The sequence below is a fragment of the Vreelandella songnenensis genome (genome assembly GCF_003002925.1).
In the GTDB taxonomy this organism is placed as follows: domain Bacteria; phylum Pseudomonadota; class Gammaproteobacteria; order Pseudomonadales; family Halomonadaceae; genus Vreelandella; species Vreelandella songnenensis.
The window spans coordinates 146,861-159,353 of sequence record NZ_PVTK01000008.1; the positions used below are offsets into that span (position 1 = coordinate 146,861).

General features: G+C 59.6%; 10 protein-coding genes and 3 tRNA genes. 7 read left to right on the forward strand and 6 right to left on the reverse strand.

Going from position 1 to position 12,493, the window contains the following annotated elements:
• Positions 1-7 precede the first annotated feature (7 nt).
• Positions 8-919: a DMT family transporter gene (locus B0H98_RS13555; RefSeq protein WP_106375598.1), complete on the reverse strand. Its 912-nt coding sequence runs from the start codon at positions 917-919 to the stop codon at positions 8-10.
• A gap of 121 nt (positions 920-1,040) precedes the next feature.
• On the opposite strand from B0H98_RS13555, the gene B0H98_RS13560 reads away from it, so the two are divergent.
• Entirely contained in the window at positions 1,041-3,062 is a 2,022-nt protein-coding gene (locus B0H98_RS13560) for an NADPH-dependent 2,4-dienoyl-CoA reductase (protein WP_106375599.1), read from the forward strand.
• Positions 3,063-3,253: 191 nt separating this feature from the next.
• Positions 3,254-4,297, forward strand: coding sequence for a threonine aldolase family protein (locus tag B0H98_RS13565; protein ID WP_106375600.1), 1,044 nt, complete (start codon positions 3,254-3,256; stop codon positions 4,295-4,297).
• Between the two features lie 42 nt (positions 4,298-4,339).
• Here B0H98_RS13565 and B0H98_RS13570 read toward each other — a convergent pair whose 3' ends face one another.
• Positions 4,340-4,846, reverse strand: a complete 507-nt coding sequence (locus B0H98_RS13570; RefSeq protein WP_106375601.1) for an invasion associated locus B family protein — start codon at positions 4,844-4,846, stop codon at positions 4,340-4,342.
• Positions 4,847-5,163: 317 nt separating this feature from the next.
• Between B0H98_RS13570 and B0H98_RS13575 the strand changes: the two genes are divergently transcribed.
• Genes B0H98_RS13575 through B0H98_RS13585 form a run of 3 tightly spaced genes read left to right on the forward strand, consistent with a single transcriptional unit; the run spans position 5,164 to position 9,995 of the window.
• Positions 5,164-7,086 carry a PrkA family serine protein kinase gene (locus B0H98_RS13575; protein WP_106375602.1) on the forward strand — a complete coding sequence of 641 codons (1,923 nt, stop codon included), beginning with the start codon at positions 5,164-5,166 and terminating at the stop codon, positions 7,084-7,086.
• A 32-nt stretch (positions 7,087-7,118) separates the two neighbouring features.
• Positions 7,119-8,408: a YeaH/YhbH family protein gene (locus B0H98_RS13580; RefSeq protein ID WP_106375603.1), complete on the forward strand. Its 1,290-nt coding sequence runs from the start codon at positions 7,119-7,121 to the stop codon at positions 8,406-8,408.
• Between the two features lie 24 nt (positions 8,409-8,432).
• Positions 8,433-9,995, forward strand: coding sequence for a SpoVR family protein (locus B0H98_RS13585; RefSeq protein WP_106375604.1), 1,563 nt, complete (start codon positions 8,433-8,435; stop codon positions 9,993-9,995).
• A 13-nt stretch (positions 9,996-10,008) separates the two neighbouring features.
• On the opposite strand, the gene B0H98_RS13590 is transcribed toward B0H98_RS13585, so the two are convergent.
• A complete protein-coding gene (locus B0H98_RS13590; RefSeq protein WP_106375605.1) occupies positions 10,009-10,323 on the reverse strand; it encodes a high-potential iron-sulfur protein in 315 nt (104 codons plus the stop codon).
• Positions 10,324-10,612: 289 nt separating this feature from the next.
• Here B0H98_RS13590 and B0H98_RS13595 point away from each other — a divergent pair, with 289 nt between their 5' ends.
• The gene (locus B0H98_RS13595; protein WP_008958975.1) at positions 10,613-10,888 is read left to right on the forward strand and encodes an Lrp/AsnC family transcriptional regulator; all 276 of its coding nucleotides are present in this window, start codon (positions 10,613-10,615) and stop codon (positions 10,886-10,888) included.
• An 81-nt stretch (positions 10,889-10,969) separates the two neighbouring features.
• Positions 10,970-11,833, forward strand: a complete 864-nt coding sequence (locus tag B0H98_RS13600) for a DNA/RNA non-specific endonuclease (protein ID WP_208623620.1) — start codon at positions 10,970-10,972, stop codon at positions 11,831-11,833.
• A 190-nt stretch (positions 11,834-12,023) separates the two neighbouring features.
• On the opposite strand, the gene B0H98_RS13605 is transcribed toward B0H98_RS13600, so the two are convergent.
• The 3 genes from B0H98_RS13605 to B0H98_RS13615 form a co-directional block, all read right to left on the reverse strand.
• Positions 12,024-12,110: transfer RNA gene (locus tag B0H98_RS13605), tRNA-Leu, on the reverse strand.
• Between the two features lie 28 nt (positions 12,111-12,138).
• Positions 12,139-12,225: transfer RNA gene (locus B0H98_RS13610), tRNA-Leu, on the reverse strand.
• A 62-nt stretch (positions 12,226-12,287) separates the two neighbouring features.
• Positions 12,288-12,374, reverse strand: a tRNA-Leu gene (locus B0H98_RS13615).
• Between the last annotated feature and the right edge of the window lie 119 nt (positions 12,375-12,493).

A 12,493-nucleotide genomic window follows, 5' to 3' on the forward strand; every position in this document is an offset into this window, starting at 1 on the left:
AAGATGACTAGGCGCTGCCTGGCTTATTTGCTGCCACGCCGCGCACCAGTGGGCGCGTCAGAGTCTGCGCCATGACCACGCCAGCCAGAATCAGCAGGCCACCGGTAAAATGAAAGCCCGCCACCTGCTCGCCCAGCATCGCCATGGCTATCAGCGCGCTGAACAGCGGCATCAGGTTGATGAAAATACTCGCCTGGTTGGCGCCGATCTGGCGCACGGCGCGCATCCACAGATAGGTAGTAATTACCGAGGCGGGAATACCCGCATACACGATCAGCCCGATGTTCTGGCTATCTACCGGGGTCATGGGGCCCATCAGATAGGGCGGGAGCAGAAACAGCACCGCAAAACATACCTGAGCATAGAGCATCACCCAGGGCGGTAAGTTCATTTTCCAGCGCTTGAGCATGACACCGTAAAGCGCGTAGCAGCTGGCGGCGACTACCATCAGCGCATCGCCTCGCGCCACGTCAAGGTTCAAAAGCGAAAGGGGATTGCCGCGGCCCAGCAGCACGGTCACACCGATAAATGCCAGTACGCCGCCCATCACGCCGCCAAGCGTGGGCGGCTCGCGCAGAATCAGCGCGCTCAGCAGAACGGTCAACAGCGGTACCATGGCGGCCAGGATGCCCATGTTGGTCGCCGTGGTGGTTTCCGCTGCCACATAGGCAAGGCCTTGCCACAGCCCCATGCCCAGAAGCCCGAGGGAAGCCAGCTTGTACCCGTTCCGGGCGATTTCCTGACGATGGCGAATGACCGCCGGAAGAACGAACGGCGTCATGACCAGAAGCGCCAGCAGCCAGCGCAGAAAGGCGATACTGCTGGGGGCAATGGCGCCTACGGTCAGTTGGTTGATGGTCATGTTGCCCGACCAGATCAAGACGGTGGCAAGCGGCGGTAGAAAGTAGATCAGCGGCATCACAGTTTTCCTTGTCGTTAGCCGGATAATGTTACGTGCTTTACAGCGTGTCGCAAGCGAAGACTGTACGCGGTGGCAAGGATGTCATACGCTTGTTTGAATAACGCCAAGGAGAACCGTGATGACCCGTGCGCCCGCTTACCCGCATCTTTTTCAGCCGATTACGATTGGCCATCTGACGCTGCCCAATCGCCTGTTGATGGGCTCCATGCATACCAACCTTGAAGAAGCGCCCGACGGCTTTGCAAGGCTTGCGGCCTTTTATGCCGAGCGCGCGCGGGCGGGGGTAAGTTTGATCGTGACCGGAGGCATTGCGCCCAACCCGGAAGGTGCGGTGTTTCAGGGCGCTCATGCGCTGACCGATGAAACGCATCTGGCTGATCACCGTCAGGTGGTAGAGGCGGTACACGCCGAAGGCGGGCATCTGTGCATGCAGATTCTTCACGCCGGGCGCTACGCCTACTCGCCGGAATTGGTGGCGCCTTCGGCGATCCAGGCGCCGATCAACCCGTTCACACCGCGCGAGCTGCAAAGCGACGAGGTCGAGCAGCAGATCGATGACTACGTGCGCTGCGCCGTGCTTGCCCAGAAGGCCGGCTATGATGGCGTGGAAATCATGGGCTCGGAAGGCTACCTGATCAACCAGTTCATCTGCCAGCGCACCAATCAGCGCACAGATAGCTGGGGCGGCAGCTTCGAGAACCGCATTCGCTTTCCCGTCAGTATCGTCAAACGCGTTCGTGAGGCCGTGGGCGCGCGGTTCATGGTGATCTTTCGCCTCTCGATGATCGATCTGGTGGAAGAGGGCAGCACCAGTGAGGAAATCGTGGCGCTTGGCCAGGCCGTGGAAGCCGCCGGTGCCAATCTGATCAATACCGGTATCGGCTGGCACGAAGCGCGGGTACCGACCATCGTGACCAGCGTACCGCGGGCGGCCTTCACCGAGGTGACCCGGCGGGTGAAGGCCGCGCTCTCGATACCACTGGTCACGACCAACCGGATCAATATGCCAAGCGTGGCCGAGGCGGTGCTGGCCGAAGGCCACGCCGACATGGTGTCCATGGCCCGGCCGTTTCTGGCCGACCCGGCCTGGGTCGAAAAGGCCGAGGCGGGGCTTGCCGATGAAATCAATACCTGTATTGCCTGTAACCAGGCGTGTCTGGATCACACCTTTGCCGGCAAGCTGACCTCCTGCTTGGTCAACCCCCGCGCCTGCCACGAAACCGAGCTGGTTATCGAGCCTGCCGCGGCGCCCAAGCGCGTGGCGGTAGTGGGCGGCGGGCCAGCGGGCCTTGCCACCGCGGTCACGGCGGCCAGCCGTGGGCATCACGTGGTGCTGTTCGAGCAGCGCTCCGAGCTGGGCGGCCAGTTCAACTATGCGCGCAGAATTCCCGGCAAGGAGGAGTTCAACGAGACTCTGCGCTACTACCGCGTCATGCTTGAAAAGTACGCCGTCGAGGTGCGTCTGAACACCCGCGCCACGCCAGAGGCTTTGGCAGAATTCGATGACATCGTGATGGCAAGCGGCGTACGCCCGCGCACACTGACGCTTCCCGGCGCCGAGCACGAGCGCGTGGTCAGCTACGCCGAGGCTATCGAGAACCCGAGCCGCGTGGGCCGGCGGGTGGCTGTGATTGGCGCCGGCGGCATCGGTTTTGACGTCTCCGAGCTGCTGGCCCACGAGGAGCACCCGGCGCTGGATATCGATGCCTGGTGCAAGGAGTGGGGCGTGGACCTGGCGGTCAGCGAGCCCGGCGGCTTGAAGACACCGGTGGCCCCGGCGGTATCGCGGGAGATCGTCATGCTTCAACGCAAGACGTCCAAGGCAGGCAAGTATCTGGGGAAAACCACGGGCTGGGTGCACCGCGCCTCTTTGAAAGCACGCGGCGTCAAGACGCTGACGGGCTGCGAGTACGTGAAGGTGGACGATGCGGGTCTGCATATCCGCCGCGAAGGTGAAGAGCAACTGCTCGAGGTGGATACCGTGGTGGTCTGCGCAGGCCAGGAATCCGTGCGCGACCTGATTGCGCCGCTGGAAGCTGCCGGCAAGGGAGTACACGTCATCGGTGGTGCCGACGAGGCGGCGGAGCTGGATGCCAAACGGGCCATCGACCAGGGTATGCGCCTGGCCGCCGCATTGTAAGGCGTTGATAGACGCGGGTGACGCTTGTCCATAAATGGCGATAGACTGACAGCCCCATCACCTTATTAAGCATAACGTGATGTTTAAGGCGCTGGTGGCACCCAGCCAGCGCTGTAACGGTGTCTGAAAAAGGCAATGTCAGTAAAAGACAATGTCAGTAAAAGACCATGTCAGTGATAAGGACCAACGCCATGACTTCGGAGTGTACCCCGCGATTTCTAGCCAGTGATAACACCTCGGGTATCTGCCCGGAAGCCATGCAGTACTTGATGGAAGCGAACCAGGCCGATGATCTGGCCTACGGCAACGACCGTTGGACCGAGCGGGCCGCAAACCGCTTTCGTGAAATGTTCGACTACGACTGCGACGTGTTTTTCGTATTCAACGGTACCGCCGCCAACTCGCTGGCGCTTTCGGCAATGGGGCGCAGCTACCACAGCGTGATCTGCCACGAGCTTGCGCATATCGAAACCGACGAGTGCGGCGGGCCGGAGTTCTTCTCCAATGGCGCCAAGCTTTTGACCTCGCCCGGGGCGAACGGCAAGCTGACGCCTGAAGGTATCGAGGCGCTGGTTACCCGGCGAAGCGACATTCACTACCCCAAGCCCAAGGTCGTCTCGCTCACCCAGGCCACCGAAGTGGGCACGGTATATACCCGCGAAGAGCTGCTGGCGATTCGCGCCGTTGCCGACAAGCACGACCTGCGCCTGCACATGGACGGCGCCCGCTTCGCCAACGCCTGTGCCGGATTGAATGCCACGCCGGCTGAGCTTACCTGGCAGGTAGGTGTGGATGCGCTGTGCTTTTCGGGCACCAAGAACGGCCTGGCGATGGGGGAGGCCATTCTGTTCTTCAACCGCGAACTTGCCGAAGACTTCTCCTACCGCTGCAAGCAGGCGGGTCAGCTGGCCTCCAAGATGCGCTATATTTCCGCGCCCTGGCTTGGCCTGCTGGAAAGCGGCGCCTGGCTGACCAATGCCCAACATGCCAACGCCATGGCTGACTACCTATCCAAAGGGTTGCAGGCGCTGCCGGGCGTCTCGCTGATGTTCCCGACCCAGGCCAACAGCGTCTTTGTCGAGCTGCCTGCTCATGCCATCAACGCGCTCAAGGCCAAGGGGTGGACCTTCTATACCTTTATCGGCGCGGGCGGGGCACGTTTTGTATGCGCCTGGAACACTACCGTCGAGCTGCTCGACCAGTTGATGGCCGACGTCCGGGAGGCCATGACCTAGCGCCGACGGCCGATGCCGCCGCCCTGGGGGCGGCGGCGTAGATCAGGGCGCGATCTCTTGGCTGGCGCTGGTAAAGCCCATCAGTGACAGATCAAGATCAAGACGCTGACCGTCCGGGGCGATGGCGCTTACGGTGGCGCTGGTGCCGCTGCGAAGCTGTTGCAGCATGCTCGGCTCCAGCGGCAGGTCGGCGCGGCAGCCCTGCTCGTGGCAGAACTGGTAGGGGAAGCCGACCGGCTCGTTGTTATCCACCTGAAGCTGCATGCCCGGCGCCAGATTAACCCCCAGCGGCAGCATGAAGGCGATCACTGCATTGCCCTGCGCCTGGGGCGGGTAGCCGACCATGGCGCGCATCAGGGGTTCGTTGCTGTCGGGATTGTTGACCATCTGGCTCATGGTGCAGCCCTGCTGGGCGCCGCCGGTGGGGCAGCCCACCTCCCAGTCCTGAAAGCGCTGGGTTTCGACGTTGGCCGCTCCCTGCTGGGCCTGGGCAGCGGTAGCCGCAAGCAGCGGCAGTAGTGCGGTGATCAGGGCACGACGAATCGGCATGAGTTTATCTCTCCGGGTTTGAAAAGGGCGGGCCGCGGCTCGCCGTTGAGTCATTCAGCATTATCTTCATCAGTATTACCTGCATTCGAACATGAGGCGCCCCTCGTGTTCCAGCTTCGCGTTCACAAGACGCTCACTATGTTCTGCTTTTCGAGCGCTGCTTTCTCGTTCGCAGCGTCATCGCACCGCTAGCGTTGAAGGTTTTACTCTCGCTTTCTGCATTGCTGACTACGCTGATAGTACGACCCTACGTTGGGCACACCGCACGGTGGATGAGTGAAAGGGCGGTGGCCTGGGCTGTGCCAAAGGAGAGTTCCATGAGCATCTTTGATCACGTTCAAGACCGTTTTGCCCGCGTTCAGCAAGAAGACATGAGCCTTGAGGAGTATCTGGCGCTGTGTCGCCGCGACCCCAAGGTGTATGCCAGCGCCGCCGAGCGCATGCTGGAAGCCATCGGCGAGCCCAACGTCATTGATACGGCGAAGGACCCGCGCCTGTCGCGTATCTTTTCCAACAAGGTGATCCGCCGCTATCCGGCGTTTGCCGAATTTCACGGCATGGAGGAGGCCATCGAGCAGATCGTGGCCTACTTCCGCCATGCCGCCCAGGGCCTTGAGGAGCGCAAGCAGATTCTCTACCTGCTTGGGCCGGTGGGCGGCGGCAAGTCATCGCTTGCCGAGCGTTTGAAGCTTTTGATGGAGCGCATTCCCTTCTACGCGATCAAGGACTCGCCGGTGTATGAGTCGCCTCTTGGTCTGTTCTCGCCGGAAGAGGATGGCGAGCTTCTCGAACATGAGTACGGCATTGCTCCGCGCTACATCAAAAGCGTGATGTCGCCCTGGGCGGCCAAACGGTTGAAGGAGTACGGTGGGGATATCTCGAAGTTTCGCGTGGTGCGTCTTTACCCCTCGCGGCTTAACCAGATCGCGATTTCCAAGACCGAGCCCGGCGACGAGAATAACCAGGATATCTCCTCGCTGGTGGGCAAGGTGGACATTCGCCAGCTGGAACTCTACTCCCAGGATGACCCGGACGCCTACAGCTTCTCCGGCGGGCTGTGCCGCGCCAACCAGGGGTTGATGGAGTTCGTTGAGATGTTCAAGGCGCCCATCAAGGTGCTGCATCCGCTGCTCACGGCCACCCAGGAGGGTAACTACAACCCGACCGAAGGCATGGGCGCGATTCCGTTTGACGGCGTGATCCTGGCTCACTCCAACGAGTCCGAATGGCAGGCGTTTCGCAACAACCGCAATAACGAGGCGTTTCTTGACCGGGTATATATCGTCAAGGTGCCGTACTGCCTGCGGGTTTCCGAAGAGGTGAAGATCTACCAGAAGCTGCTGGAGGACTCCTCGCTCAACGCCGCCCCCTGCGCGCCGGACACGCTGCGCATGCTGGCGCAGTTCTCGGTGCTCTCGCGCCTGAAAGTACCTGAAAACTCCAGTATCTACTCCAAGATGCGCGTATATGACGGCGAGAATCTGAAGGACACCGACCCGCGCGCCAAATCGATTCAGGAGTACCGCGATGCCGCCGGGGTGGATGAAGGCATGCAGGGCCTCTCTACGCGCTTTGCGTTCAAGATTCTCTCCAAGGTATTCAACTTCGACAGCCTGGAAGTGGCCGCCAACCCGGTGCACCTGCTCTACGTGCTGGAGCAGGCGCTGGAGCGCGAACAGCTGCCGTCTGAAGTGTTCGAGCGCTATCTGGGCTTTATCAAGGAGTTCATGGCGCCGCGCTACGTGGCGTTCATCGGCAAGGAGATCCAGACCGCTTATCTCGAGTCTTACAGCGAGTATGGCCAGAACATTTTTGATCGCTACGTGACCTATGCGGATTTCTGGATTCAGGATCAGGAGTACCGCGACCCGGAAACCGGCGAGCTTCTGAACCGCCAGTCGCTCAACGAGGAGCTCGAGAAGATCGAGAAGCCTGCGGGGATTTCCAATCCGAAGGACTTCCGTCACGAGGTGGTGAACTTCGTGCTGCGAGCCCGCGCCCAGAACAACGGCATGAACCCCAGCTGGCAGTCCTACGAGAAGCTCAAGGGGGTGATCGAGCACAAGATGTTTGCCAATACCGAAGAGCTCTTGCCGGTGATTTCGTTCAACGCCAAGGCTTCGAAATCGGACCAGAAAAAGCACGAGGACTTCGTGGCTCGAATGGTGGAACGCGGCTATACCGAGAAGCAGGTGCGGCTACTTTCCGAGTGGTATCTGCGTGTACGCAAGTCGCAATAGCCGCATCTACCTTCCGGGCTTGAGGAGGTCGCATGACCTACTTTATTGATCGAAGACCCAACGCCAAGCACAAGAGCGCGGTCAACCGGCAGCGCTTTCTGGAGCGCTACCGCAAGCATATCAAGCGTTCAGTGGAAGACGCGGTCAACCGCCGCTCGATTACCGATATGGAGCGCGGCGAGAAAATCTCCATTCCGACCAAGGATATCTCCGAGCCGGTGTTTCAGCATGGCCCCGGCGGGGCGCGCAATATCGTCTCGCCGGGTAACAAGGAGTTTGTGCAAGGCGACAGGATTCGCCGGCCCGGCGGCCAGGGCGGCGGGAATGGCGCCGGCGAGGGTGGGGCTTCCAACCAGGGCGAGGGCAACGATGAGTTTGCCTTCACCCTGACCCGTGAAGAGTTTCTGGAGTTCGTCTTCGACGGCCTGGAGCTACCCCACCTGCAGCGCAAGCCGCTCAAGTCGCTGGAGGAGGTCAAGATGGTGCGCGCCGGGCTTTCCCGCGACGGCGTGCCGGCGCGCATCAGCATCACCCGTTCCATGCGCGAAGCCTACGCCCGGCGTATTGCCATGCGTGCGCCTATCAAGCGTGCGCTCAAGGAAGCGATCGAGGCGCTTGAAGAGGAGGAGCGCAAGGATTCCGTGCTGCGTAACCCCGCCCGTATCACCGAACTGAAAGCGGACATCGAGCGGCTGCAAAAGCGTATCGAGGCGGTGCCGTTCATCGATACCTACGACTTGCGCTACCACCAGCTAAGCGCCCAGCCGCAGCCATCGAGCCAGGCTGTCATGTTCTGCGTCATGGATGTGTCCGGTTCCATGACGCAGAACCACAAGGATATCGCCAAGCGCTTTTTCCTGCTGCTCTATATGTTTCTGGAGAAGCATTACGAGAAAGTGGAGCTGGTGTTCGTGCGTCACCACACGGCCGCCCGAGAAGTCAGCGAGGAGGAGTTCTTCTACTCCCGGGAAACCGGCGGCACGATCGTGTCCAGCGCCTTGAAACTGGTCAATACTATTATTAAGGCGCGCTACCCGCCGGAGAAGTGGAATCTCTACGTGGCCCAGGCCTCGGACGGGGACAACTGGGATGACGACTCCAATACCTGCCGCGAGATGCTTGTCAAGCAGCTGATGCCGCAGCTTCAATACTACGCCTACGTGGAAATCACACCCCACGATCATCAGTCGCTGTGGCACGAGTACGAAAGCGTGGCGGGCCATTTCCCCGAGCGTTTTGCCATGCGCCAGATTGTCGAAGCCAGCGATATCTATTCCGTTTTTCGCGAGCTGTTCAAGCGCCGCTTGAGTCAAACCAACTAGGTGCAACCGCGACAGGAGTGCGCCATGACAGCGTCTCAAAAGCCCATTGCCACCGGCTCCGACTGGAACTTCACCATTCTGGAGCGTTTCAACGACAAGCTGGCGGCCCTGGCCGACGAGTACCGGCTGGACACCTACCCCAACCAGATCGAAGTGATCACTACCGAGCAGATGATGGACGCCTACGCAAGCGTAGGCATGCCGGTGGGCTATCATCACTGGTCGTTCGGCAAGCAGTTCTTGGCTGTCGAGCAGGCCTACAAGCGCGGCCAGATGGGGCTGGCCTACGAGCTTGTGATCAACTCAAACCCCTGCATTGCCTACCTGATGGAAGAGAACACCCTGATGATGCAGGTGCTGGTGATGGCTCACGCCTGCTACGGGCACAACTCGTTTTTCAAGGGCAACTACCTGTTTCGTACCTGGACCGATGCCGATTCGATCGTCGACTACCTGGTCTTCGCGCGGCAGTACATCGCCCGGTGCGAGGAGCGCCATGGCGTGCATGCCGTCGAACAGCTGCTGGATGCCTGCCATGCGCTGCAAAACTACGGTGTCGATCGCTACAAGCGGCCATCTCCCATCTCTGCCGAGGAGGAGGCCAAGCGCCAGGACGAGCGCGAAGCGTACCTGCAGACTCAGGTGAACATGCTGTGGCGCACGATTCCCGAGCCGCCGGCTAACGCCTCGCCGTTGCCTGGCAGCCTGCATAGCGATGAAGACCCGTTGGGCCTGCATGAGGGGGGCATCTATCCGCCGGAGCCTCAGGAAAACCTGCTCTATTTCATCGAGAAGAATGCGCCGCTGCTGGCGCCCTGGCAGCGGGAAATCGTGCGCATCGTGCGCAAGCTGGCGCAGTACTTCTATCCGCAGCGCCAGACCCAGGTAATGAACGAGGGCTGGGCCTGTTTCTGGCACTATACGCTGATGAATCGGCTGTACGACGAGGGCGATGTGGACGAAGGCTTGATGCTGGAGTTCTTGCAGTCTCACGCGGCGGTCATCAACCAGCCGGATTTTGACAGCCCCTATTACAGCGGTATCAACCCCTACGCGCTGGGGTTTGCCATCTTTCGGGATATTCAAAGGATCTGCGAAGCGCCTACCGCCGAGGATCGTCAGTGGTTTCCGGATATTGCCGGCACCCCCTGGCGGGCAACCCTCGAGTTTGCCATGCGCAACTTCAAGGACGAGTCGTTCATCCAGCAGTTTCTATCGCCCAAGGTGATGCGCGATCTCAAGCTGTTTCTGATAGTGGATGATGATCAGTCCGAAACGCTTGAAGTAGCCGCCATTCACGATGAGCAGGGTTACCGCCGGGTGCGTGATGCGCTTTCTACCCAGTATGCGCTTTCCGTCAAGGAGCCCAACGTGCAGGTGGTGGAAGCGGCGATTCGCGGGGACCGCTCGCTGACGCTGCATCACGTGCAGGATAGCCGACGCCCACTGGCGAGAAGCGTCTACCCGGTGATTCGCCACCTGCACGAGCTGTGGGGGTTTCCAGTCCGGCTGGTGTCCATGGATGAAGGTCGTGTCACCCATCGCTACCGCTGGCCGGTCGAGGAGGAGGGCAAGGACAAGCCCTGAGCGTAGAGCGATATCAGCCCATGGCTACCCAAGATTGGCACCAGCCGCCGGGTTCGACGCTATGTTCGGGAAACAGCTGGCAGCCCTGGGTGCGCTCGGTATAGAACATGCAGTTATCGCAGCGCTCGCCCGCTTCAAAAGCCGGGTGGTCGCTGGCATCACTGGCCTCTTCTACGTAGTTGAGCGCCTGAGCACTGGGGGCTTCGGGATCCAGGCGCGGCAATGTCTGGGCAAAGGCCGTCTTGGAAAGAATGCCCATGCCCAAGGGCAGGGCGGCCAGGCTCAGCGCGCTGCTACGTAAGAACTGTCGACGGCTTTGATTCGCCATGGTTTCTCCTAAGGCTTGCGTTTATCCATCTTGATTGCGTGTAACGTCACGGTGAACGGATGGTAGGCCATCTCTATTGTCTTTCTCTTCATTATGACGTCTGACCAACCTGGGGTTATTGATGCTGCCAGGGCGGTAGTCACGGTTATTCTGACAGCATCCAGCTTAATACGATCCCCTGGATGGCCGCTACCCGTGCGGTTGTGAGCACGCGCGTAAGCTGCGGATTCAATCAGGCCTGTTATACTCCCTGCGTATTTTTGTATCACTTACCCTTAGTGAGGTCGTCATGCAGAACGCAGTTATCTTGATCAATACCGACAAAGGCCAGGTCAAAGCGGTGGCCGAGCGTTTAGCGGACGTGGAAGGTATCAGCGAAGTGTACTCTACCTGCGGACGCTACGATCTGGTGGCCATCGCCCGCACCCGGGATTTCGAAAGTTTGGCCGAGCTTGTGACCGAGCGCCTTAACGCGGTGGAAGGCATCAGCGATACCGAAACCCTGAACGCCATGCAGGTGCACTCACGCCACGATCTTGAAACCATGTTTTCCCTTGGCTGGTAATTCTTAAGTAAACACCAGCCAGAGCATGGCTTGCTGTCATAAGTAAAAGATAAGAAATTAAAAAAGTAGGGAGTGGGGAACTTGGGAAGATCGCTTCTGCGCTTGCGTCGGCAAGGGCGACGCTTGGGTATTGCCGTACTGTTTGTGGTGGCCGGGGCCGGGCTTTGGGAATTTCAGGGGCGCCAGTATCAAGATGCCTATACCTGGATGGGCGTACCCACCTGGGACGGCTTTCATCCAACGACGTTTCACCGAGTGCTGCGCAATGATGGCTATCTGGTGGGCTGGTCGGATGTACGCGTCAATCCGCTCTGGGTCAGTTATCAGCTCGAAGCGGTAGATGACGATACGCGCATCGGCTCGCGGCCCAACTTTCAGTCCGACTGGCGAACGCTGTGGCCGGTGACCACCGATAGCTATTCAGGTAGCGGTTATGACCGCGGGCACATGGCGCCCAACTACGCCATTGCCGCGGTACATGGGCGCAGCGCCCAGATCGATACGTTCTTGATGAGCAACATGTCCCCCCAGCGGCCCAACTTGAACCGCCAGCTCTGGCAGCGCCTGGAGCAGTCGGTGATGGATCATTTTGCGCCGCGCTTTGACCGCTTGCAGGTGATTACCGGGCCGATATTCCCCGAGCATTTCATGGATAACGTGTTCAATCGGGTGGGGTTTGTAGAGGTGCCGGAGGCGTTTTACAAGATAATCGTGGCGCCACATGCGGATGCCCCGTTGGCGCTGGCTTTCATCATGCCCCAGGACGTGCGCGGCAACGAGCCGTTGGCAGACTATCTGGTCACTATCGATGAAATCGAAGCGCGCACCGGGCTCAACTTTTTCCCGGACCTTTCGCCGGAGCTTGAGGCCGTGCTCGAAGGGGAGCTGCGCACCCAGGGCTGGGCGCTCGAGGACGTTTCAAAACGTCCGGGGCGGTTCCAGTAACGCTGTAAGCGTCGTTAGCCGGGCGTCTTCAAGGCGCCCGGAGCGTTTTCATGGTGAACAGAGCGGGGCCAAGCATAAAAAATAAATAAAAAGCGTAAACGTCAGACAGCAGAAAATGACGCAAAGGGCGTCAGTCTCTTGAAGAAAGGAAATTAAAACGCGAAGTGATGATGCGGACGGGACCAATCAATGGTGCCCAGGAGAGGACTTGAACCTCCACGTCCATACGGACACTAGCACCTGAAGCTAGCGCGTCTACCAATTCCGCCACCTGGGCGCATCATTCACATCTGTTTGTATTCGTATGGTGCCCAGGAGAGGACTTGAACCTCCACGTCCATACAGACACTAGCACCTGAAGCTAGCGCGTCTACCAATTCCGCCACCTGGGCGAATACAAACATCTACTTGCTTTGACACCATGCAATAGCGTGCAAGAACAGCACGATAATGATGGTGCCCAGAAGAGGACTTGAACCTCCACGTCCATACGGACACTAGCACCTGAAGCTAGCGCGTCTACCAATTCCGCCATCTGGGCAAGTGGCGCGTATGATACGCGTATGCCGATTAAATGCAAGCCCTAAAAACTGATTCTATAACATAAAACAACACAATTGCCGTTCAAGGTGGTTGGGTCATGGAACGTGCAGCGCTATA